The following is a 22,842-nucleotide window of genomic DNA, read 5'->3' as shown; positions in this document are numbered from 1 at the left end:
AATTTACTCGGATATGGAAACTTCCCTGTTTCACGCGGGTCACAACTCTTGCCAGACGGTGGTTTGAGGTGAGTTCAACAAGGCCGTGCGGCATAACACGACAACAAACTGGATTAAAACAGGGAAATCATCATGGCTATAACGAAAAAACCTCTGGCAGCCGCGCTTGGCGCAGCATTCCTGGCGAGCGCGATTGCACCCGTGGCGTCGGCTGAAGTAAACCCCTTTACGGCACAGCAGCTGAGCGGCGGCTATGACCTGGCTAATTACGACAAGCACGGCGAAGGCAAATGCGGTGAAGGTAAGTGTGGTGACGAGAAAGCTGATGGCGAAGGCGCCTGCGGCGGCGACAAAGCTGACGGCGAAGGTTCCTGCGGTGGTGAAAAGGCTGACAGCGAGGGTTCCTGTGGCGGCGAGAAAGCCGACGGCGAAGGCGCCTGCGGCGGCGACAAGGCCGACGGTGAGGGCAAATGCGGCGAAGGTAAGTGCGGCGGCTAATGCCTGCCAACACCACCGGGTTCCACGGAGCGGGACTCGGACTGCGAAGGGCCCTGTTGGGCCCTATGCTTTGTATGGACCAGGGAGCGGTAGATTTTCTGGAAGTGGCGCCTGAGAACTGGATTGGAGTAGGCGGCCGTTTCGGTAAACAGTTTCGTCGCATGGCTGAGCGGTACCCGGTGGTGCTGCATGGACTCTCCCTCGACATAGGGGGTCCCGACCCGCTGGATACTGACCTGGTCGCTTCTGTGCGCCAGTTGATGGGCGATATCAATGTACCCCTTTACAGCGAGCATTTGACCTACTGCGCTGCGGAGGGGCATCTCTATGACCTGTTACCCATTCCCTTCACCCAGGAGGCGGTTGCGTACGTGGCTGGTCGGGTGAAGCAGGTGCAGGATATTATCGGCGCACCGATTGCACTCGAAAATGCGTCCTACTATGCGCAACCTCATCGTGAACTCAGCGAATCCGAATTTATCAATGCGGTGGTGGCGGAGAGTGGCTGTGAGCTGCTACTGGATGTGAACAATATTTACGTAAACAGCATTAATCACGGCTACGACCCGATTGTCTTCCTTGATTCACTACCGCTGGAGCGGGTCAGGTATATCCATGTCGCGGGACACTATGATGAGGCAGACGACCTCAAGGTGGATACCCATGGCGCCGACGTAATTGATCCGGTCTGGGAGTTACTCGATCAGGCATACCAACGTGTGGGTGCACTGCCCACGCTGCTGGAGCGAGACTTTAATCTGCCACCGCTGGCGGAGCTGCTCAAAGAAGTGGACCAGGTGCGCCACAGGCAGGCGCAGTCAGCCACCACACAGGCGGCGGCAGGATCGTGAACAGCAGTACGCTCAGGCGTGACCAGCTGCAGATGGCCGCTTATCTGCGCGACCCGAACAAGTCGCCGGCACCGCCGGGTGTGGAAGAGCGGCGCTTGAAAGTTTATCGGGACCTGGTCTATAACAATGTTGAGGGCTTCATCAGCGGCGGTTTTCCGGTACTGCGCAGTCTCTACACCGATTCGCAGTGGGAAGCGCTGGTGCGCCTGTTCATGGACCGACATCGCTGCCGCACCCCGTATTTCCTGGAGATCAGTCAGGAGTTTGTCGGCTTTCTGATGGACGAACACCAGCCTCGCGACTGTGACCCTGCATTTATGACAGAGCTTGCGCACTACGAATGGGTAGAGCTGGCGCTGGACGTGTCGGAAGAAGTCTTGCCTGAGGCCCGCGCAGTGAGCGACCTGGAGCATTCGGTGCTTCGACTTTCACCGCTGGCCTGGGTGTTGAGCTATCACTTTCCCGTGCACGAAATCGGCCCCGGGTTTCAGCCCGCAGAGGCGCAGCAACCCACCTTCCTGGTCGTTTATCGAAATCGGCAGGACCAGGTCAAATTTATGGCCCTCAATGGCGCCACAGCCAGGTTGCTGGAACTGCTGCGCGACAATGACGATGTCACCACATCCGGGGTGCTGGCACAGCTGGCGACGGAGATGAATTTGCCCTCGGCCCGGATCACCTCCTTTGCACTGGAACAGATAAGCGGGTTACTGGAATTGTCTGTGCTGGTGCCCGGGGGAAACTGACGACAAGACTTGCCGGGCGGCAGGCGGCGGCGTAATATTTGCCGCTCTGTGTTCCGGCTTCCACGCTATGAATGTCTCCCGACTCCTCTTACTATGCCTGCTCGCGCTGCCTTTGCCCATGGCGACGGCGGCGGAGCCTGAGCGCAATCCTGATCCCCTTGAAGCGATCAATCGCCCCCTGTTCGAATTGAACAATAAGCTCGATCAGTACTTTCTGCGCCCCGTTGCCCAGGGCTACGACTGGGTGATGCCGGGCTTCGCCAAGCGCGGCGTGGGCAACATGTTTGCCAATATGTACGACTTTAATTCCGCGATTAATGGCGTGCTGCAGGGCCGTTTTGTCGGGGCCGCGCAGGGAGGCGGGCGCTTTCTTGTCAACAGCACTCTGGGCCTGGCAGGCCTGTTCGATGTCGCGACTCCCATGGGTATCCGCCCTTACCGCACCGACTTCGGTCATACGCTGGCGATATGGGGTTTTGAGTCAGGGCCCTACCTGATGGTGCCTTTCTTTGGTCCGCGCACCGTGCGCAGCGGTACCGGCACGGTTTTCGACGTCTACACCTCTATACCCACCTATATCGATAACGTACCCGTGCGGAACTCCCTGTTTGGCCTTGAGCTGATAGACGGCCGTGCCCGGTTATTGCAGGCGGACGAGCTTCTGAGTGGTGACGCTTACATATTTATTCGTGATGCCTATCTGCAACAGCGTGAGACCTTCGTTAACGACGGCGTAGTGCAGGACGATTTTTCCGACTTTGGCGACGAGGAAGACTGGGAGGAATTCTGATCAACACCGCTCCCGGCCGATTACCCGCAAAAGTGTGAAATCCTGCCCAAACCGGGGCAGGCGTGGTTGCCTGCGTCCGGTGATGGGCGTAGTGTCATCTGCATCACAACACGTAAAAAAAGCCCGTATGGATCCTATTGGTACCGCACTTGTCGCTGATTACGATGAGGAACGTGTAGCAGCCCTGGCGCAACTGGTAAGGGAGCTTGGCTACAGTACAGAGGTGTTTACGGACGCCAATGCTGCGCGTGAATACCTGCATCACCGGCCAGACCTTGACGTCATCCTGTGCGAGATGGATATGGAGGGCCTGAGCTGGGAATTTGCCAGCCGTACGCTCAAGGAAATGGATGTGCAGATTCCGGTGATTCTGCTTAGTGACGAGGCCAAAGCCGAGCGTATGCTGCGTGCCCTGCGTGTGGGTGCCAGCGACTACTTTGTACGTCCCATCGACGATGTCCAGGCCCTGAAGCGCTCCATGGAACGCTGCACACGGCAACGCCAGGTAAGGCGTGAACTGGAGCAGTCCCGCCAGAGTCTGGAAGCGGCCAATACCGAGCTACGCGGCACCGTCAAGATGCTGGAGCAAGACCAGCAGGCGGGGCGCCAGGTGCAAATGCGCATGCTTCCTACCACGCCGTTGATCCTCGAAGACTACGTATTCAGCCACACCGTGATTCCGTCGTTTTATCTCAGTGGCGACTTTACCGATTATTTCACCGTGGGCGAGCACTTCGTCACGTTTTTCATGGCAGACGTTTCCGGGCATGGCAGTTCCTCCGCCTTTGCCACGGTCCTGTTGAAGAATCTGTTTGCGCGCAAACGCTCCGATTTCCTGCGTCGCAACGACGACACCATTCTCAGCCCGGTTAGCCTGCTCAAGCTGGCCAATGAGGAACTTCTTGACCTGGAGGTCGGCAAGTTTGCGACCATGGTCGTGGGCGTACTCGACCTGCATACCAACTCCCTGCGTTATAGTGTGGCCGGACACTTGCCGCAGCCGGTGCTGGTGTGTGAAAAGGGCGCTCGCTACCTGGAGGGAGAGGGCTCTGCCGTTGGCATTATGGAGGGCGCCACCTTCGAGGAACACGTGATCGAATTACCGGACAGCTTTATGCTGGCGCTGTTCTCAGACGGTATTCTGGAGATACTACCGCCGAAGAACCTGATCGAGAAAGAACGGTACTTTCTCGACGTATTTGCCCAGGCCGCCTCATCGCCTGAAGAGATGGTGACCAGACTGGGACTTGACCAGGTGGGTGAAGCCCCGGATGATATCGCCGCGCTGTTCGTCAGCAAGCGAGGCTGAGATGCAGGAAGGAAAGATACTGGCCGCCAGTCATAATGGCGCCTACGTTATTCGCATGGTGGGTGATGTGCGCCTTACGCTGTGCACAACCATCGATGAATACATTCAAAAGATGTTCGCAGATCCCCAGTTCGCCAGTGTCTGGGTGGATCTTTGCGACGCGGAGGGAATCGACTCCACCACACTGGGGCTTCTGGCGAAGCTGGCCCTGCAGGTGGAGGAGCGCTTTGGTTTCAAACCTGCGATTTATTCCTGCGAACCGGGTATCAACCGGCTGCTCAGGAGTATGGGTTTCCAGCATCTGTTCGAACTGCATGAGGAAGCCTGTGCCAATCCCGAGGAAATACGCGAAATTCCCCAGATTGAAGACAGTGAGGCTGCGGTGAAGGAGAAGGTCATAGAGGCTCACCGGGTGCTCATGGGTCTCTCGGAGGAGAACCGGGTGAGATTCAAGGACCTGATGTCAGCTCTGGAACACGGCTGACCATTTCATCTCTCAACCCTGGCTGATCAGCTGTTCCAGTTTGATCTGGTCGGCGACAAAGTTACGAATCCCCTCTGCCAGTTTCTCCGTGGCCATTGCATCGGCATTCAGCTCGTAGCGAAACGCAGCCTCATCCGGGCTGTATTTGGACGTCTCAGTACTGACATCGTCGGGACGCAGTTGCCGCGGCAGTTCATTGTGGTCTGCGGCCAGTTTCTCCAGCAGGGCGGGGCTGATGGTCAAACGGTCACAGCCTGCCAGTGCTTCAATTTCCCCTGCGTTGCGAAAGCTCGCACCCATCACCACGGTGCTATAGCCATGCTGTTTGTAGTAGTTATAGATGCGGCTCACCGATTGTACGCCGGGGTCGTCCTGGGGACTGTTGATCTGCAGGTCTGTGTTGGCCTTGTACCAGTCGAGAATGCGGCCCACGAAGGGGGAGATCAGAAACACGCCCGCGTCGGCACAGGCCGCTGCCTGGCCGAAGCCGAACAGCAGGGTCAGGTTGCAATTGATGCCCTCTTTTTCCAGCTCCCGGGCGGCGCAGATGCCCTCCCAGGTGGAGGCTGTCTTGATCAGGATGCGTTCGCGACCGATGCCCGCTTCCTCGTACATGCCGATCAGCTTCTTTGCGCGCTCCACCGTGGCCGTGCGGTTGAATGAAAGACGCGCATCCACCTCGGTGGAAATTCGTCCAGGTACGATACCGAGGATCTCCTTGCCCACGTCGACGGCAAAACGGTCACAGCAGTGTTCCAGTTGTTCTTGACCAGAGCCGCCCTGTTCGCTGGCCCACGTTTTCGCCGCTGTCAGCAGTTCTGCGTAGTGGGGCAAGGCAGCGGCCTTGAGCAGTAGTGAAGGGTTGGTGGTGGCGTCCGTCGGCTGGAAACGGCGAATGGCTTCTATGTCGCCGGTGTCGGCCACGACATCGGTGATGGCTTTGAGTTGCTCGAGTTTGTTGTTCACGAATTAGCTTCCTGTTAATGCGTCAGAGACTTCCGTCCGGGTTTGACTCACCTTGTTGAAGGCGTCTGTCAGCACCTCTAACCCCGCGCCCTGCCTGTGGGCATTCTCGCTGAGATGGCGCCTGAACTTGCGGGCGCCGGGGACACCCTGGTAGAGGCCGAGCAGGTGCCGGGTAATATGATTCAGGTGCGTGCCCTGCTTGAGTTGCCGCTCCACGTAGGGGAGCAGTCCGCTGATGACATCATCTCGGGATTCCGCAATCCTGTCCATGTTAAACAGTCTCGAATCAACCTCTGCGAGCATCCACGGGTTGTGGTAAGCCTGGCGGCCAATCATCACGCCGTCCACGTGCGCCAGGTGTGCCTCGGCTTCGTCCAGGTTGTTGATGCCGCCATTGATAATGATTTCAAGGTGCGGAAGATCCTGTTTCAGGCGGTAGACCCAGGGGTAATTCAGCGGGGGGATTTCTCGATTCTCTTTGGGCGAGAGTCCCTGTAGCCAGGCTTTGCGAGCATGCACGATAAAGACCTCGCAGCCTGCCTCTGCCACCGGCGCGACAAAGTCCAGCATCTGCTGATAGGTCTCCATATCGTCAATCCCGATTCGATGCTTCACCGTTACCGGCAGGTCGCAGCTGTCAAGCATCGCGCGTACGCCGGCGGCTACGCGCTCGGGCTGCGCCATCAGGCAGGCGCCGAAGAGTCCAGACTGCACCCGGTCCGAGGGGCAGCCGCAGTTCAGGTTGACCTCGTCATAGCCCCATTCCTGGGCCCATTGGGCGCAGCGTGCCAGTTCTGCGGGATCCGAACCACCCAGTTGCAGGGCGACCGGGTGTTCCTCCTCGCTGTAATGGAGAAAACGCTCCCTGTCCCCGTGAATTAACGCACCGGTGGTCACCATTTCCGTGTACAGCAGCGCCTGTCTGGTCAGCAGGCGCCAGAAGTAACGACAGTGGCGGTCGGACCAGTCCATCATGGGGGCGATGCAAAAACGCCGGGACAATGTGTCGGGTTGTACAGACATATGAGATGAGGTTTCCATTTTCTGCGCTGATTTTACCTGAACTGGTTTTTCTACGGGGTTTCAAATCGGTGAAAAATGCCGCTACGCTGATTTACCCGCAATCGTTCAGGCTTGAGTGGCGCCACCAATTGGCCGATACTCGTGGCCCTTCTAACAGGCGAGGTGTACGCCATGCATGCAAACTTCAGGCTACTGACGTTCATCAGTGTGTTAATCCTGAGTTTCGCTGCCCAGTCGGGGGAGACCATGAAGGCCAATATCGTTATTCTCGCTACCGGGGGCACCATTGCCGGGGCCGCCGCGACGGGTACGCAAGCCGGATACAGTTCTGGTCAGGTAGGTGTTCAAGCGCTCATGGAGGCAGTGCCGCAGTTGCAGGAACTGGCGAACATTCGTGGCGAGCAGGTGGCGAATGTTGGCAGCCAGGACATGGATGACAGTATCTGGTTGCAGTTGGCGCAGCGAACGAATTCGTTACTGGCGCAGGACGATGTTGATGGCGTGGTGATCACTCATGGCACCGATACGATTGAGGAGACTGCTTACTTTCTCAATCTGGTGGTCGACAGTAACAAGCCTGTGGTGATGACCGCCGCAATGCGCCCGGCGACTGCGCTGTCCGCTGATGGTCCACTCAATATTTTCAATGCGGTGGCCGTTGCCGCCGACCCGGAGGCGGCAGGGCGCGGTGTGTTAGTGGTTATCAACGATGATATCCACGGTGCCCGTGGCATGACCAAGACCAGTACCACAGACGTACAGACATTCGTTTCGGCAGAGCGCGGTTTAATGGGGGCGACCTTGTACGGCGACAATCGCTGGTTCCGGCATCCCTACCGCACGCATACCCGTGATTCGACGTTTTCTGTAGACGACCTGGGCGTTTTGCCACGTGTTGACGTCATATACATTTCCGCGGGTGTGTCTCCGGACCTGGTGGATGCTGCCGTGGCCAATGGCGCGAAGGGGATCGTCACGGCGGGCGTTGGCAACGGCAATATGACTGGCGCTGCAGTAGCGGCCGTAGCGCGCGCAGTAAAGCAGGGTGTGGTGGTGGTGCGATCGACACGCGTTACCAGCGGCACTGTGGGGCGCAAGGTTGAGATTGACGATGACGCACTGGGTACAGTCGCTTCCGGCGAGCTCAACCCCGCACAGTCAAGAGTGCTGCTTAAACTGGTGCTCACCAAAACCAGGGACCCGGCACAGGTTCAGGGCTACTTCGACAAGTACTGAGCATATGGAGCAGCTCCCGGTCATCTATCGGGACGAGCACCTGGTTGCGATCGACAAGCCCAGCGGCCTGTTGGTCCACCGCAGCCCGATAGACCGTCACGAAACACGTTTTGCGCTGCAGCTTCTGCGCGACCAGATCGGCCAGCGCGTTTACCCCGTGCACCGGCTCGACAAGCCCACCTCGGGCGTGCTGTTGTTTGCCCTCAACTCCCGGATAGCGCGCAGCTTGTCGGACCAGTTTGCGGCGCGCAAAGTCAGGAAGACCTATCTGGCAGTGCTGCGAGGCTGGTGCCCTGAGGCAGGCGTAGTCGACCATCCGCTGCGCGACAGGCCGGATAAGGTCGCTGATCGTGACCGTACGCAGGATAGGCCGGCTGTTGAAGCGATCACCGGCTATCGCCGTCTGGCCAGGGCGGAGTTGCCAATTGCCGTTGAGCGCTATCCGCAGACACGTTACTCACTGGCTGAACTCAGGCCAGTGCAGGGCCGCAAACACCAGCTGCGGCGTCATATGAAGCATCTTGGGTATCCCATAATCGGTGATGCCAAGTACGGTAAGGGAGTGCATAACCGGTTTTTCCGCGAACACTACGCTTGCCCGCGCCTGCTGCTGGCTTGCAGCTCCATGTCGCTGGTTCATCCGGTGACCGGTGACCCGGTTGTTTTATCAGCGGGCCTGGACGATGCATGGGGGAGGGTGATTGAGGCCTTCGACTGGCACGATCAGGTGCTACACTGCTAGGACTGTAAAGCGATAACTCAAATAAGGAAACATCATGAAACTGATCGGCGCTCATTTGTCCCCCTACGTACGCAAGGTCGCGGCTATCCTTGCGGTCAAGGGTATCGACTACGAAACAGAAGTGGTGATACCCGGAATGATGCCGGAAGACTTTGAATCTATCAGCCCACTGAAGAAGATTCCGGTGTTGATAGACGGGGATTTGGTCCTTCCCGACTCCAGTGTCATCTGTGAGTATCTCGAAGAGAAATACCCGTCTCCCTCGACCATGCCATCCAGCCCTGAAGACCGTGCCAGCGCGCGCTTCCTCGAGGAGTATGGTGATACGCGCCTGCTTGAGTTCATGTCCGTTCCGTTTATTGAGAACTTCATCAACCCGAAGTTACGCCAGCAGGAGCCTGATGAGCAGCGTGTACGCAGTGCTGTTGAAGACTCCTTGCCCCCGGTGCTGGATTACCTGGAGAGCCGTGTACCCGAGCAGGGTTTTCTGTTTGGTCACTTCTGTACGGCCGACATTGCCCTGGTTTCTCCCACGATTAACGCCGCAGTGGGCGGCTACACCGTGGACGCGGCGCGTTGGCCGCGGTACACCGCGTTTATTGAGCGAGTGAAGGCACATCCGCCGGTTGCGCAAGCCCTGACCATCGAAAATGAGGCCATGGCGGCGATGCTCGGCTGAGACCTGAGTTCACCCGGTTGCGGTGGGATTTGCCGGGTAGAGTCCGTATAATCGCCGCTCCCGAAATCCTGTCAGGACCATCATGACCGTTCGTACCCGAGTAGCGCCATCCCCCACCGGTGACCCCCATGTGGGGACCGCCTATATTGCTCTTTTCAATATGTGCTTTGCCCGCGCGCATGGCGGGCAGTTCATTCTGCGCATTGAAGATACCGATCAGGCTCGCAGCACCCCCGAATCTGAACAAGCCATTCTCGACTCGCTGAACTGGCTGGGGTTGCAGTGGGATGAGGGCCCGGACGCGGGCGGCGACCACGGCCCCTATCGCCAGAGCGAGCGTATGGCGATCTATGAAAAGTATGCCCGCCAGTTGGTAGACCAGGGCAACGCCTTTGTCTGTTATCGTACCGCTGAAGAGCTCAATGAACTGCGAGAGGCGCAGCGTGCCGCCGGCAGCAGCAATGCGCTCAAGGCATCTGACCTGCGCCTCCCAGAGGAGGAAGTGGCGAAGCGTGAGGCCGCCGGGGAGCCTTACGTGATAAGGATGATCGTACCTGAGGGCGAGGGCGCCTGTGTAGTGGAGGACATGCTGCGGGGCACGATTGAACTGGACTGGAGCATGGTAGACGCGCAAATCCTGCTCAAGTCAGATGGCATGCCCACGTATCACCTGGCCAACGTGGTCGACGATCATCTAATGGGTATTACCCACGTGCTGCGCGGAGAGGAGTGGATCAACTCCGCGCCCAAGCACAAGTTGCTCTATGAGTACTTTGGCTGGGAGATGCCACAGCTGTGCCACCTGCCGTTGCTGCGTAACCCGGATAAATCCAAACTCTCGAAGCGCAAGAACCCCACCAGCATTCTGTACTACCAGCGCATGGGTTTTCTCCCCGAGGCGCTGCTCAACTACCTGGGCCGCATGGGCTGGTCCATGCCCGATGAAAGCGAGAAATTCTCGCTGCAGCAGATGCAGGACAATTTTGATATCCAACGTGTGTCGCTGGGTGGCCCCATTTTCGACGTCGAGAAGCTGTCCTGGCTCAATGGCCTGTGGATTCGCGAAGACCTGGACACGCAACAGCTGGCGCAACGGCTGACCGAGTGGGCCTTCAATGAGGAAAACCTGAAAAAGGTTTTGCCCCACGCGCAGAAACGCATGGAGACCCTCAGTGATTTTGCACCGCTGGCAAGCTTCCTGGTTTCTGGCACGCTACCCATTACCGAGGACAGCTTTGCCGCCGTCAAAGGAGAGCGGGAGGATGTGGTCAAGGGTCTGCAGTTTGCCCTGTGGCGCATGGAGGCGCTGCAGCAATGGAATCGCGATGCCATCTGGAGCGAACTGAAAGCCGTTGCCGATGCCCATGGCGTAAAAGTGAAAGATTTCCTGGCACCGATATTTGTCGCTATCGCCGGCACCACCGCCTCGTTTTCAGTGGTCGACTCAATGGAGATGTTGGGTCCGGATATGAGCCGTGCGCGTCTACGGCATGCCATCACGGTACTGGGCGGCGTATCCAAGAAAGCGATGAAACGCCTGGAGAAGGAATACCAGGCCTTGTAGCACCCAGTCATCCTCAACAAACCAAGGAATCTACTTATGGCTTTCAATCTCGCCGGGTCGCTGGTCTCAACGCTGATTCGCGGTACCAACGGCATTCAGGTACAGCGCATCGCAGACAAACCTGCAGAACTGGTGCAGCTATACGACATAGAAAACTGCCCGTACTGCCGTCTTGTACGCGAGGCGCTCACAGAGCTGGATCTGGACGTGCTGATTCTGCCCTGCCCGAAGGGTGGTGAGCGGTTCCGACCGGAGTTGGAAGCGCGCGGCGGCAAGGCACAGTTTCCCTATCTGGTTGACCCGAACACCGGCGCCGAGCTCTATGAGTCGCTGGATATCATCGAGTACCTGTTCGCCACCTACGGTGACGGCAAGCCCCCGTTGAAGTGGCGCCTGGGTGCATTACAAACGGCAGGCTCCATGCTGGCCAGCGCACCGCGCATGAACCGGGGCATGCAGGCCCGCCCGGGTGTCCTTCCGGCTGAACTGCTTGAGCTGTACAGTTTTGAATCCAGCCCCTATGCCCGGCTGGTGCGTGAAAAGCTATGCGAAATGGAAATGCCCTACGTGGTACGCAACTGTGGTCGCAGCCGCTTGCAGGAGTGGCTGTTGCCGCCGGTGCGCAAGGCATTGAAGGTTGTCCCGGAAAGTGTGCTGGAAAACCGCCGTCATCTGCAGCACCGGGAGGGCAGGGTGTCCATTCCCTACTTATTCGACCCGAATACGGACAGCGGGTTGTTTGAGTCTGCCGATATTCTTGCCTACCTGGTAAGCCACTACGGCGGCAGCAGCTGAAGCGTGCTGGCTGAGACCATTACGGTCGTCGACATGGTCGCGACCGCCGTGTTTGCTGTCAGTGGTGCGCTGGCAGCCGCCGAGCAAAAGCTCGATATGCTCGGGTTCATCCTTTTCGGCACTATCACCGGTATAGGCGGCGGCACAGTTCGTGACTTGTTGCTTGGCGCCGATGAGGTCTTCTGGTTTCAGCAGACGCAATACCTGTGGATTTGCCTGGGCGCCTCCATTGCAACCTGGTTTCTGGCACCGCTGTTCAACTCCCTGCACAGAGTACTGCTCTGGGCAGACGCGGTGGGTATGGCACTGTTCAGTGTGCTGGGGGCGATCAAGGCCGTGCAACTTGATGCCCCCTCGATTGTGGCGGTAGGCATGGGCGTGATGACCGCTACTTTCGGTTCCATGATCCGCGACACCCTGTTGAACAAGGAGCCCGTGTTGCTTGGGCCCGAGATATACGTGACCGCTGCATTACTGGGAGCCCTCTGTTATACCTCCATGCAAGCTTTTGCAGTGCCCGATTTCATTGCCCTGCCTGCCTCGATTGCGGCGGCATTTACCTTGCGCGCCTGCGCGATCCTGTTTGATCTGCGCCTGCCCAAGTATGGTCGCGCGGATGGCTAGGCCAGCGGCCGCTACTGCGGCCTGTCCCTGTGGGGGCAAAATTGAGTACGAGGCATGCTGCGGCCGCCTTATTTCCGGTGAGTCCTCGGCGACCACTGCAGAGGCATTAATGCGGTCCCGCTACAGCGCGTTTGCGCGTGGCGAGACCGACTACCTGCTCGCCACCTGGCACCCAAGGACGCGGCCCTCTCGTGTTCGCCTGGACCCGGGGCAAAAATGGATAGGTCTTTCGATCAAGGCCACTGAGGCGGGTCAGCAGGAACAGGGTGAGGGCACGGTGGAGTTTGTCGCCCGCTTCAAGGTGGCGGGTAAAGGGCACCGTTTGCACGAACGCAGCCGTTTCGAAAAGATCGACGGAAGCTGGTATTACCTGGATGGGGAGCACTTATAGTTAGTAGTGGCCAGCGGCGCCTGGCATGCTTACCGCGCGCCGCCGCGGTGCATGCTCTACTTGCGGTTTGCCTAGTGGTGATGTCCACCGGGTCCATGAGCATGACCGTGGGCAACTTCTTCCGCGCTCGCCTCCCGTACCTCTATGATCTCGATGTCAAAGCTGAGAGCCTGTCCTGCCAGTGGGTGGTTGGTATCGATATCGGCGCTGTGGCGGCCCGCCTTCACTACGGTTACCGGCACGCGCCCTTCGCTGGTGTTGAGCTGCACCACCATACCCGGCTTTAACTTGCCCTTGTATACCAGGTGCTTGCTGGGGACGCGTTGTTGCCGCTTGGGGTCTACCTGCCCGTAGGCATCGTCCGCTGCAATGTCGGCCGTAAACACATCGCCCGCTGTTCTGTCTTTCAAGGCTTTTTCCAGACCGGGAATAATATTGTTCGCGCCGTACAGAAAGGCGCTGGGGTCGCTGCCACGCGAGGTTTCCAGCTCCTCGCCTGCTGCATTGCGCAATGTGTAGTGGAAAACGGTAACGGTTTTGGGGCCTATATTCACGCTGGGTCGCTCATGCTGTTTTACGTCGCGCGTATCATACACACGTTTATTCTTTAACGCTTCAGGGCGACGGCGGCTAGCACGGAAACCAGCAGCTCAAAGGCCAAGGCACCCCAGGTGTACGAACCCACCATCCAATCCGCATCCCAGGCAGAGACCAACCTTGCCAGTGCAATGCAGCCTATACCCAGCAATAACAGCAGTAAGCCGGCGCGGGTATGCACAGGTATGGCCGCGCACATCAGGCAGAATACACCCACGCCGAACTGCAGACCGCCGTACATTGCCCCCATTTCTGCAAAGCCGTCGCCGGATTCGATACTCAAACCGGCAAGCGCGGCGGGTAGTTCAGGGTTGATGAAGCAAGCCAGGCCGTAGCCGAGGAAGATGAGCCCGCTTGCGCTCAGGAGTAACTTTTCAAACATTGGGTGTTACCTCTGTGTTGCTGGTTATGTGGACCATACGAATCAGTACAGGCTCGGTACTGTCTTCCTCGCGCAGTTCACTCCCACAATCGCCGTCCACGGTCTACTCACGAACAACTATTCAAGTAGAATACCTGTGTTTACGGATTGTCACGGTTTACAGTTCACGCAACGTCGGCAAGCCCGGTTCTTATCAGGAGACCAGCCGTGTCCAGCGCCCATTACCTTAGCTTTATAGAGCAGACTCTGCATTACTTCGATCGACCACACCAGCAGATACCGCGTGAACCACTGCAATACGCGGCGGCATGGCGGGGAAAAGACATACCGCCGTTGGAGCAAATGGCTTATCGGCTTGAGGAAGGCGAGATTGCGGAGATTGAGGCGGCTCTGGCCCTCCTTGAAGACCGCGCGGTGGATACACGCACGCTCACAGCCAGCGACTTCCCGCTTCCCGCACTGACGCAACGCTTTCAGGAGTGGCGAGCGACTCTCGGCTCGGGGCTGGGCTTCCAGGTGATTCGCGGTGTGCCGGTTGAGCGCTGGTCACAGGCGCAATGCGAGCGATTCTTCTGGTGCTTTGGATTGCATCTGGGTCAACCAGGCGAACAAAACCCGGACGGCCACCTGCTGGGCCATGTCGTCGATTTGCGCGAGCGCGCCGCAGTCAACACGGTACGACTCTACAAGACCGCCGCTAACATCGACTACCACTGCGATGCCGCGGACGTGGTCGGCCTGTTATGCCTGCACAAAGCGCGGTCCGGAGGTAAGAGCCGCATTGTAAGCTCCGTTGCCGTGTTCAACGAATTACTGCGCCGCAGACCGGAGCTCGTAGCGAGGCTGTTCGAACCGGTTCACCTGGATGTTCGCGATAAGGATGTGAATGAGGTGGGCAGCACCTTGTTGATTCCCCCGTGTCGCTATGCAGACGACAGCCTGCGCACCTTCTATCACGCGGACTACTTCCGTTCAGCCGTGCGCCATGATGACGTGCCACCGCTAACGCAAGAGGAAGAAGATCTGTTCGATACCTACGAGTCGATCGCCATGGAGGAGGGTATGTACCTGGATATGGACCTGCAACCGGGGGATATTCAGTTGCTGTCCAACCATACCATTCTGCACGCCCGCACCGAGTACGAGGATTTTGAAGACCCGGCGCAGCGGCGGCATCTGCTGCGCCTGTGGCTTTCGCTATAGTGCGGCAGCTCTGCGGTATTTCCGCACATGCCTTGACAGGCGCGGCCCGGCTAAATAAAATGCGCACCTCTTGATTGATCTTGCTCACGCAAAAATCCAGATGGATCAACAAGTTAGCACAAGTTCTTGGGGCTATAGCTCAGCTGGGAGAGCGCAACACTGGCAGTGTTGAGGTCAGCGGTTCGATCCCGCTTAGCTCCACCAATCAAAAGCCGGATCTCGTATGAGGTCCGGCTTTTTCCGTATGGGCCGCCAATCGAACCGCTGACCGGTTGAATCCACAGGGCCAGTAGCGGACGCTCGGTAGCCGGTTATTCGTAGTCACTTGGAATGATGGAATAGCATTTGGCTCGAACAGATTCGCCATTGAACATCAGCTTGTTTCGCAAGATCCCCTCAAACTCGCCGCCTAGCTTTGACGCGACCGCATTGCTAGCGTGATTATCGACTTGGATATGTATTTCTATTCGCTGAAAGCCCAGTTCCCTGAAGGCATATTCCGTCGCAAGACGAGCGGCTGTTGTACATACTCCACGATTTATTGCGGACTCGCGAACCCAGTACCCTAGATTGCCAACACGATGTTGATGCACAATTTGATTGATTCCCACTCCACCAATGACTGCCCCGGTTTTAGTGTCTTCTACTAAAAATCGATAGTCCGTTCCCGCTTTCCAGGAATTCTCTGCTGAATTGACCCATTCCACTGCGTCATTGATGCTATAAGCGGGGGTACACCACGAAAGCCACCGGGATAGATGATTTATGGAGCTGAGTACCGCCTCTTGAAAGGCTGCGGCATCCGAAGACTTATATCGCCGAATTCGTGGGTCCATTGATTACGAATCAATTCCTCGTTGGCTTGTAGTGCGTTGGCTAGCAGGTGAGTAAATTGTCCGCTGCAGTTCGGGAGCTCACTCTGAAACCCAGATTACCACAAGTATCTGAGCGTCAGCTTTGGTCGACGACAGCGGCCTTTATCTTGGCATTAGCACTCATTATCGAACACTCCATGTGGAATGCCTTGGTCGTGGGCAGGGAGCTGCCGTTCATTAACGTTGAATTCACTGATCCGCGCGATTTGCGGGTGTAGTGGAAGCGCTTGTTGGAATCGCTCTTCTTCTAGTTACTCACCAAGAAGGAGTTCTTTTAACTCATCCAGCACAGGGTTATCAGCCTGATTTCTCAGAACATCTTTAAGAGGCTCTTTCTTGTTTGCTTTCCCTCCTGCTTTTGCCATAAGAACGGCAGCTTCGAAATGTTCGCTGCTTACAGCGACATCCAATGGAGTTTGACCTCTATGGTTATTCATCACCAGCATCTCCCTGGTCTTTTCATTTTTATAGGCAGGATCAAATAAAAGTGCCTTTAAGAAAGCGAGCTGATTTGTCTCAGCGGCGTGGTGCAGACAAGTTTGACCCTTCATATCAAACAGAACTCTGGCACCAGAGCTTTCAGTTTGGCCATAAAGAGACAAATCACCGCGCCTGCAGGCTCCTATCTTCATGATAGATTGAGAGGGGTCAGCACCTGCAGCCAGTAACAATTCCACACTAACAGCCACGCCCTGATATTCTGAAAAGGCTACTACATCCAACGGTAAAGGGTTTTCGATAGATTCATATTCTATGGTGGCTCGTTTGTTCGGGTCTGCACCAGCATCCAGTAGTGCCTTAATTACCGGTACATCTGCTCTGCTTGCAGCAACCACTAAATAAGGTAAGCGGTTATCAAAGATACCTGCATTAGGATTTGCACCATCGGCCAGAGCAGCCTGCACATCTTCAATTTTTGATGATGGCCCTCGACTAATGGCCTGTTCCAGTTTTAGCTGTGCCGGTTCTTCGATTGACCTTTTAAATCGAGCTATTTTAATAAGCTGACTATCAAATGCCCCCTGACTGTATCCAACTATCAAATGTCCGCTCACCGCGAGAATCAAATATAGATAAACCCACCTGATAGCCCATCCGTTACCTTTTATTAGCTGGACCAGTGACCCTATTAAGATAATGCCATGTAAAGGTGCAGACACATATACGAGTAAGAGAAGGAGAATAAACCAAAGCGTTAAGCTTGTATCACCTTTTGATTGATTACCAACAACAAGCAGAACAAGGGATATGATGCTTACCAGAAGAGCAATCCAGGTGAGGCGGTAAATCAATTTACTTCTTGTTTCATTATCCATATTAAAGATCGCGTGAAATGCGGTGAATTATGTGAGATTTCAACTCTAGTGCTTCTCAAACCGTGACTTTTTAGGCCGTACAGACTCAGTATCACGGCCTGCTGAACTCGTCAGCAAAGAGGAGAAAACCCTCAGTATTATCCAGGCGATGACGAATGATCTCTTGATAGTCGCTAGAGTTGTACCATGAACGCGCCGCTTCCTTGCTCGGGAATTTCAACACAATAGTCACACTCGACGCTTGCCCCTCAACCACTTCGCTTTCGTAATCAGCGACAAGTACTTCCGCACCGCAAGCAACTAAGGTTGGGATTACAGCGGGAGGATAGGCTTCATAAGCCTCTGGGTTGGTTATTCGGTAATTTGCTATCAGATACCCTGCCATGACATTTTTCCTTTGCGATGTGGTTTAAACCGGTTAACGCCGCCCTGCGAGCAAAGCGAGCGAACTGCCTGGCCTTTTTAGGCCAGCGAAAACTCAAATTTCTACTCGCTCTGCGCTAAAAACTGACATAGATGGGGGCTCAACGGCAAATTCGCTAACAGCCTTTACAAACTCGCCTGAAGCGGGAACCTGAAAGTGCTTAGCTAGTGATTCTTTATCTTGCCATTCTTCCACAAAGACCAATTTACCTTTCACCTCGGGGTCTTGATAAACCGCATGAGAAATGCAGCCAGGTTCAGCCCTGGATCTAGCAACGTGAACCCTGCTCTGCTCAAGTGCTTCAGATACCTTCGCTTCATCAACGATGACGCTGCCTAAAACAATTATCAATGTTCGGTCTCCTGTTAATGGCCTAACGCTTTAAGCAGGGGCACACGTTAGTGTGTCCCAACGCGAAGCGCCCTTGCTGCCTTAACTTGTTATGAGAACCGGGTGGCACCAATTCTGACGCCATCGATCTCGTTTCTGCTCGAGAGACTGATAGCTATAATTGAGCTCAACAGGTTCCGCGAACCCAAATTTGTTGGTGAGGTGGCGAGCATTAAGGGCGCCATATAATTCACCGTCTATTTCAGATGTAACAAATATAACCTGGCCACAGTTAGCACACTCATGAAACACTGCGCTCCTAGACCCGTGCTGTACCTGCTTGTGAAGGTTCTCGTTTTGAATAATAGCTTCAAACTTTGTGCCTGATTTTGTTACATAGGCGGCATCTTTAGATGAGCAATACTCACATTGGCAAGCCCTAGGCACAAGACTGTGATCAATTGTGTGCCATATGACTTTGATGTTGTTGCACTCGCAGCTACCACTGATAGTCATTACAGGTACTCATAACGCTTACCGCAGCGGCGCTTAAACCGCGCAGCGGTTTGGGCTTCCGGCCCCGCAGGGGCGTATTGCCGGTTCTTGTTATGTGGTTTCCGCATAATCACAGCGTCTGCAATCCACTGGTGCTGGCGAATAGAATTACAAAGCCTAACAGCTGCAATAAAAAAGGATTCTTTGCCTCGCCCCAGTGAAGAACCGTATAAATTAGGGCGGAGGGAGCAATGACGATTATTCCTACTCCCCACAATATACTTGTCTTGAAGGCGGCGATAAGAAGACCCAGCCCACCAACAATGAAAAGAATAAGACCAACAATTGAAAGCGCTTCCATGCGATATATCTCCTTTAGTGATCGAGGCTTGGCTCTACTGCCACATAACAGTTAATTATGTGTTTTAGCTTACTTACCTGAATATCCTTCATAGTGATCTGCACCTTCAAATTCAGGGCACCAAGGCTGTCTATATTTTGTTTGGGTTACTGTATCTGGTGCTGGAAAATCAGGATCTGCGAAACAGCCACCAGCAATCATATGCATGCCAGGAAATGCGACTGGATTAACCCAATGAACCGTTGATCCGCAACTGGAGCAAAAGTACTTTTTCGCACCTGGCCACTTAGGCAGTTCGTAAACTGTGGTATCTCCAGTTGCTGACAGGAAATCTTCTTCCTTGTATACGGCACAGAGTGTTGCCACAGACCCTGACATCCTCTGGCAATAGTCGCAGTGACACGCTATATGCCTAACATGATCGCCTTTAACACTTACTTCAACATTCTTACATGCACATTGTGCAACTCTATTCATGAGCTCGATACCTGACTGTACACATAACGCCGAGGTTTGCGGCGGACCACGAAGTGGGCCGTCCGAGCCGAAGGCGACAACACCGCCTTGTTATACGTTTTATTGACCCTCACTAAAAACCATCCATTATTCGATAGTGCTTTTCTAGGTTTCGACTGACAGCCCACCAACTCGATGCTTTAGCTCTATTTTGATGCGCTTCAAATGCCGCTTTATCAATAAACTCTTCGTAAACGTTGAATCTGTGTTTATCATTCGGGTCTTGCACAACTTCGAATACCAAGCACCCGTCTTCCTGACGTGTGAGCTCAATATGACGTGGAAGCTCCGCTCTTATTCCAGGCAAATCCTCGTCGGAAGCGATAACATATCCTTTAAGGGTTACTTTACTCACCGGATCTCTCTAAACGTATAACGCTTGCAGCAGCGGGCGCGCGGTACGCGCGTCCGGCGACCGCAGGGAGCGCACTGCCTGGCCTTGTTAGGTGGTGCGATTTCCATAGAGCTTCACTCCACTTACCAGAAGAGTAGCAATCAAAAGTATTGCAAAGTAGTAACCCACCTGCCAAAGATACTCCTGAAAACTATACCAATCTTGGAAACGATGCGTTATTCGTTCGAAGCCCGAGATCTTCCTTAGTGAACCGGTGGCAGCATCGAGAGGATCCTCTCCTCTTTCTATGGCACGCTCATACGCTACATGATCGGGTCTATCTTCGATATCGTTCACTAGGACATAAATTTCTACACTAACAATGGGTAGAATCAGGGCCATAATTAGACTAATCAGAATGCACGCTTTCAGCTGCCGCTTGACCACTGCGAGTACCACCTAACGCCTAAGGCTGGGGCGCCGGTTACGGCGTCCCAAGCCCTTACTTGTTAAGGGTTGCGATTCTGCGAGCATGAACACAGAGACCGATTGCCATTAGTAGTAAACATGGTGCCCACAAATACCCAAGGACTTCATGCCACGCGTTCGGCTGCCCCCCGAACCAAAGAAACTCTCCTTGAGGGCCATAGACGATTTGCTTAGGCCACTCCCCCCAAATTTCTGCCATGAGGGATGCAAAGGCAAGCGCACCAGACGAAGCTCCCACAATCAAACCCGCGAGTCGTGAACCGCTAGAGTACAAAGCCTTTGAGGAAAGCGCTATGAGTATATAGGCCATAATCGGGATGTAGATGTTTGAGTATGCGAACAGCACGAGTAACCTTTAACAGTTAAGTATATAGACCGGTCTATATAACACTCTAGCCCAGTATTTATTGTGTGAAACATGGGGAAACTCTTGCAAATCAACCTCCTGTCATTTTGTGGGGCGCGTATGACGCCCACAACATGGGTCGCCGGTACGGCGGCCCCGATTGCTTGTACTTGCTAATGGAGCGCGTTGCCGGGCTCGGCGAGGAAATACCGACAAGGCATTTGCCAAGCATGCTGCGGTACGTTTCCGCGGAAACGTTTTGTGGTTATAAGCAGCGCGCTGGTAATTACTACAGCAGGGCAGGCTGACGGAAGTCGTGATTTTGCACAGCGACGCAGCAAATTCCAATAAATGCATATTCGTTTTACGCAGTGGGTGCGGGTTGTTTGTTACTTTATATAAAGTTATTAATAGCGTCTATTTCAAACGCCTTCAAATTGTACGATGGCGCCCTGTATTGCATAACCCTTTTCATTGATCTGATCAATAACAACGCTCGAATCGATAGCGGCTCTGTTATCGGTCGTATCAATGCTTAGCGACTATTGAAAGGATCTCACTTCTCCGTAGACTTTCCCTTCCTTGGCGCTGACTTTAATCGCGCTTGGATCGGTACCTGTCGGAACAGACAGAAAGCAGTCACTTTTCTTTGCAGATTGGTATACATCAATCTTCATTAATATTTCCTGATATATGAAATGCTGCAATTCCCGGCTGACGCTACGAACAGCGACGCCGCTTAGGGCCTCACAACGAGGGCGTCTCCCCAGCGTAATTGGTTTACCTTCAGAACAGGCATGAACTAATGGGGTCATAGTCACCCCTTATAAGCTATTCAGGAATTAGACGTTAAACACTAATGAATGGTAGGGGCCAACCCGGGAGGGGAGGCCGGAGGGCGTGGGGCACACTATTACCAGGGCGGTAAACACGGTTTACGAGCTACTCCCATCAAGTAGTTAGTAGTTCGAATAATCAGTGCAGGTCATGCCGTCCATAACTCAAAGGATAAAGAGCCTGGTGCGCCCCTTGTCAGGGGATGTCCATTGAGCGGGGGCCAAACGTCTCTTGTTTGCTATTGTGCTTTTATGCGGCTCTGTTAGCCTGCGGAAATGCAATTGTTAAAGGATCAGGTAAATGCCAGTGCTTTCCCAGCTTCTATTCGTTTTAGTTTGCACAACAGTTCTCGCAGGTAATGCCAGCAGCGATGAACTCGGTCGCGATATAGATCAGGACTACAAGGCACACCTGGGTGGCTTGTTCGACTATTTTCACCGCAACCCGGAACTGTCTACGCTGGAAACTCAAACGGCGGCGCGACTTGCCGGAGAGCTTCGCGCGGCTGGCTTCAAGGTAACCGAGGGTGTTGGCGGAACTGGCGTGGTGGCCATGATGGAAAATGGCGATGGTCCGCTGGTGATGATGCGAGCGGATATGGACGGCTTACCTGTGGAGGAGAAGTCCGGGTTGCCCAATGCGTCCACCGCCCGACAGGTCGATACCAGCGGGGAAGAAGTCCCGGTGATGCATGCTTGTGGCCACGACGTACATATCACCAGCCTGGTGGGCACGGCCCGCGCGATGGCGGCCCGGAAGGACCACTGGTCAGGTACGTTGATGCTGATCGGGCAGCCGGCTGAGGAACGCGTAATTGGCGCCAGACAGATGATGGATGACAATCTCTGGCAACGTTTCGGCAAGCCCGACTATGCGCTTGCGTTCCACGTTTCCTCCGAAATTCCAACGGGCAAATTGTCTGCTGTTATGGATTCCCCGTATTCGGGTGCAGATACCGTGGATATCATCGTCCACGGCGTTGGTGCTCACGGCGCCAGCCCGCACCGTGGCATTGACCCTATCGTACTCGGTTCGCAGATTGTGCTGGCCCTGCAGACGGTGGTCAGCCGGGAGTTGGCGCCCAGGGACGCGGGTGTTATCACCGTGGGTTCATTTCACTCTGGCAGCAAACACAACATTATCTCCGACCGCGCACATCTTCAGCTAACGGTGCGCAACGACGATTTTGAGTCACGCGAACTCTTACTGGCGGGAATCAAGCGCGTGGCCGAGAACATGGGGAGGGTTGCCGGTCTGCCGGAGGACAAGCTACCTGAGGTGATTGTATCCGAGGAGTCCGTGCCGCCGACAATCAATGACCCGGCGTTGACTGGACGATTGCGCAGCGTGTGGGCGGCCCGTTTCGGTGGGGATATCTTTTATGGCAATAAGCGCAAGGGCATGGGTGCCGAGGATTTCCCCTTCTTTACCACCGATCCGTATATTCCCAGCACTTACTTCGCTGTGGGCGGCACGCCGCAAGCCGAATTCGACCGCGAGGCCGCGGGTGGTGAGCCGGTGCCCTCGCATCATTCACCCTTGTTCAAGATCACCCCGGAGCCCGCAGTGACGCTTGGCGTTGAGGCAACGGTGTCTGCCCTGTTGGAGTTGATGCAGAAGTAGCCCTAACGGGGAGCTA

At 55.2% G+C, this 22,842-nt stretch carries 28 protein-coding genes and 1 tRNA gene; 16 read left to right on the top strand and 13 right to left on the bottom strand.

The window, feature by feature from the left end; genetic code table 11:
• Positions 1-132: 132 nt before the first annotated feature.
• The 6 genes from C0039_RS10330 (at position 133) to C0039_RS10305 (ending at position 4,678) form a co-directional block, all read left to right on the top strand.
• On the top strand, positions 133-498 hold the full coding sequence (locus C0039_RS10330; RefSeq protein WP_076001190.1) for an HvfA family oxazolone/thioamide-modified RiPP metallophore: 366 nt from the start codon (positions 133-135) through the stop codon (positions 496-498).
• Positions 498-1,349, top strand: coding sequence for an HvfB family MNIO-type RiPP peptide maturase (locus C0039_RS10325; protein WP_101518005.1), 852 nt, complete (start codon positions 498-500; stop codon positions 1,347-1,349). Before C0039_RS10330 ends, C0039_RS10325 begins: the two co-directional genes overlap by 1 nt.
• Complete coding sequence (locus tag C0039_RS10320; RefSeq protein WP_243391594.1) at positions 1,346-2,095, top strand: HvfC family RiPP maturation protein; 750 nt, start codon at positions 1,346-1,348, stop codon at positions 2,093-2,095. Before C0039_RS10325 ends, C0039_RS10320 begins: the two co-directional genes overlap by 4 nt.
• Positions 2,096-2,162: 67 nt before the next feature.
• Entirely contained in the window at positions 2,163-2,885 is a 723-nt protein-coding gene (locus C0039_RS10315) for an MlaA family lipoprotein (RefSeq protein ID WP_076001192.1), read from the top strand.
• 127 nt (positions 2,886-3,012) lie between these two features.
• Positions 3,013-4,194, top strand: coding sequence for a PP2C family protein-serine/threonine phosphatase (locus C0039_RS10310; protein ID WP_076001193.1), 1,182 nt, complete (start codon positions 3,013-3,015; stop codon positions 4,192-4,194).
• Between the two features lies 1 nt (position 4,195).
• The gene (locus tag C0039_RS10305) at positions 4,196-4,678 is read left to right on the top strand and encodes an STAS domain-containing protein (RefSeq protein WP_076001194.1); all 483 of its coding nucleotides are present in this window, start codon (positions 4,196-4,198) and stop codon (positions 4,676-4,678) included.
• A gap of 12 nt (positions 4,679-4,690) precedes the next feature.
• On the opposite strand, the gene tal is transcribed toward C0039_RS10305, so the two are convergent.
• Complete coding sequence (tal, locus tag C0039_RS10300) at positions 4,691-5,644, bottom strand: transaldolase (protein ID WP_101518003.1); 954 nt, start codon at positions 5,642-5,644, stop codon at positions 4,691-4,693.
• Positions 5,645-5,647: 3 nt separating this feature from the next.
• The gene (gene dusA, locus C0039_RS10295) at positions 5,648-6,667 is read right to left on the bottom strand and encodes a tRNA dihydrouridine(20/20a) synthase DusA (protein ID WP_076001196.1); all 1,020 of its coding nucleotides are present in this window, start codon (positions 6,665-6,667) and stop codon (positions 5,648-5,650) included.
• A gap of 141 nt (positions 6,668-6,808) precedes the next feature.
• Here dusA and C0039_RS10290 point away from each other — a divergent pair, with 141 nt between their 5' ends.
• From C0039_RS10290 to C0039_RS10260, 7 genes are all read left to right on the top strand, one after another.
• Positions 6,809-7,903: a type II asparaginase gene (locus tag C0039_RS10290; RefSeq protein WP_243391593.1), complete on the top strand. Its 1,095-nt coding sequence runs from the start codon at positions 6,809-6,811 to the stop codon at positions 7,901-7,903.
• A 4-nt stretch (positions 7,904-7,907) separates the two neighbouring features.
• Positions 7,908-8,645, top strand: coding sequence for a tRNA pseudouridine(65) synthase TruC (gene truC / locus C0039_RS10285; RefSeq protein WP_101518001.1), 738 nt, complete (start codon positions 7,908-7,910; stop codon positions 8,643-8,645).
• A gap of 34 nt (positions 8,646-8,679) precedes the next feature.
• Positions 8,680-9,324, top strand: coding sequence for a glutathione S-transferase family protein (locus C0039_RS10280; RefSeq protein WP_101518000.1), 645 nt, complete (start codon positions 8,680-8,682; stop codon positions 9,322-9,324).
• 82 nt (positions 9,325-9,406) lie between these two features.
• Positions 9,407-10,888, top strand: a complete 1,482-nt coding sequence (gltX, locus tag C0039_RS10275) for a glutamate--tRNA ligase (RefSeq protein WP_101517999.1) — start codon at positions 9,407-9,409, stop codon at positions 10,886-10,888.
• Positions 10,889-10,924: 36 nt separating this feature from the next.
• Positions 10,925-11,683 (top strand): glutathione S-transferase N-terminal domain-containing protein, encoded by a 759-nt coding sequence (locus tag C0039_RS10270; RefSeq protein ID WP_101517998.1) that lies wholly within the window; start codon positions 10,925-10,927, stop codon positions 11,681-11,683.
• A 3-nt stretch (positions 11,684-11,686) separates the two neighbouring features.
• Entirely contained in the window at positions 11,687-12,307 is a 621-nt protein-coding gene (locus C0039_RS10265) for a trimeric intracellular cation channel family protein (protein WP_243391592.1), read from the top strand.
• The gene (locus tag C0039_RS10260; RefSeq protein ID WP_101517997.1) at positions 12,300-12,698 is read left to right on the top strand and encodes a YchJ family protein; all 399 of its coding nucleotides are present in this window, start codon (positions 12,300-12,302) and stop codon (positions 12,696-12,698) included. The genes C0039_RS10265 and C0039_RS10260 overlap by 8 nt, the downstream gene beginning before the upstream one ends.
• Positions 12,699-12,769: 71 nt before the next feature.
• Here C0039_RS10260 and C0039_RS10255 read toward each other — a convergent pair whose 3' ends face one another.
• Entirely contained in the window at positions 12,770-13,294 is a 525-nt protein-coding gene (locus C0039_RS10255; RefSeq protein ID WP_232334791.1) for an FKBP-type peptidyl-prolyl cis-trans isomerase, read from the bottom strand.
• Positions 13,295-13,305: 11 nt separating this feature from the next.
• Positions 13,306-13,677 carry a DUF4345 family protein gene (locus tag C0039_RS10250; RefSeq protein WP_076001203.1) on the bottom strand — a complete coding sequence of 124 codons (372 nt, stop codon included), beginning with the start codon at positions 13,675-13,677 and terminating at the stop codon, positions 13,306-13,308.
• A gap of 207 nt (positions 13,678-13,884) precedes the next feature.
• Here C0039_RS10250 and C0039_RS10245 point away from each other — a divergent pair, with 207 nt between their 5' ends.
• On the top strand, positions 13,885-14,880 hold the full coding sequence (locus C0039_RS10245) for a TauD/TfdA family dioxygenase (RefSeq protein ID WP_101517996.1): 996 nt from the start codon (positions 13,885-13,887) through the stop codon (positions 14,878-14,880).
• A gap of 128 nt (positions 14,881-15,008) precedes the next feature.
• A tRNA-Ala gene (locus tag C0039_RS10240) sits at positions 15,009-15,084 on the top strand.
• Between the two features lie 107 nt (positions 15,085-15,191).
• Here C0039_RS10240 and C0039_RS10235 read toward each other — a convergent pair.
• From C0039_RS10235 to C0039_RS21405, 9 genes are all read right to left on the bottom strand, one after another.
• Positions 15,192-15,716 carry a GNAT family N-acetyltransferase gene (locus C0039_RS10235; protein ID WP_076001205.1) on the bottom strand — a complete coding sequence of 175 codons (525 nt, stop codon included), beginning with the start codon at positions 15,714-15,716 and terminating at the stop codon, positions 15,192-15,194.
• A gap of 290 nt (positions 15,717-16,006) precedes the next feature.
• Positions 16,007-17,071, bottom strand: coding sequence for an ankyrin repeat domain-containing protein (locus C0039_RS10230; RefSeq protein ID WP_101517995.1), 1,065 nt, complete (start codon positions 17,069-17,071; stop codon positions 16,007-16,009).
• 91 nt (positions 17,072-17,162) lie between these two features.
• Positions 17,163-17,456 carry a DUF1330 domain-containing protein gene (locus tag C0039_RS10225; protein ID WP_076001207.1) on the bottom strand — a complete coding sequence of 98 codons (294 nt, stop codon included), beginning with the start codon at positions 17,454-17,456 and terminating at the stop codon, positions 17,163-17,165.
• Positions 17,457-17,549: 93 nt separating this feature from the next.
• Positions 17,550-17,846, bottom strand: coding sequence for a putative quinol monooxygenase (locus tag C0039_RS10220; protein WP_076001208.1), 297 nt, complete (start codon positions 17,844-17,846; stop codon positions 17,550-17,552).
• 81 nt (positions 17,847-17,927) lie between these two features.
• Positions 17,928-18,341, bottom strand: a complete 414-nt coding sequence (locus C0039_RS21540; RefSeq protein ID WP_480341216.1) for a GFA family protein — start codon at positions 18,339-18,341, stop codon at positions 17,928-17,930.
• 109 nt (positions 18,342-18,450) lie between these two features.
• Positions 18,451-18,681 (bottom strand): hypothetical protein, encoded by a 231-nt coding sequence (locus C0039_RS10215; protein ID WP_101517994.1) that lies wholly within the window; start codon positions 18,679-18,681, stop codon positions 18,451-18,453.
• Positions 18,682-18,750: 69 nt separating this feature from the next.
• Entirely contained in the window at positions 18,751-19,158 is a 408-nt protein-coding gene (locus tag C0039_RS10210) for a GFA family protein (protein WP_101517993.1), read from the bottom strand.
• Positions 19,159-19,270: 112 nt separating this feature from the next.
• Complete coding sequence (locus tag C0039_RS10205) at positions 19,271-19,552, bottom strand: putative quinol monooxygenase (RefSeq protein ID WP_101517992.1); 282 nt, start codon at positions 19,550-19,552, stop codon at positions 19,271-19,273.
• 1,356 nt (positions 19,553-20,908) lie between these two features.
• Complete coding sequence (locus C0039_RS21405) at positions 20,909-21,043, bottom strand: hypothetical protein (protein WP_279304924.1); 135 nt, start codon at positions 21,041-21,043, stop codon at positions 20,909-20,911.
• Between the two features lie 460 nt (positions 21,044-21,503).
• On the opposite strand from C0039_RS21405, the gene C0039_RS10190 reads away from it, so the two are divergent.
• Positions 21,504-22,826 (top strand): amidohydrolase, encoded by a 1,323-nt coding sequence (locus C0039_RS10190; RefSeq protein WP_101517989.1) that lies wholly within the window; start codon positions 21,504-21,506, stop codon positions 22,824-22,826.
• Positions 22,827-22,842: the final 16 nt, after the last annotated feature.

The sequence above is a fragment of the Pseudohalioglobus lutimaris genome, from assembly GCF_002866825.1.
GTDB lineage: Bacteria > Pseudomonadota > Gammaproteobacteria > Pseudomonadales > Halieaceae > Halioglobus > Halioglobus lutimaris.
This window is presented reverse-complemented; position numbering and strand designations above follow the sequence as displayed.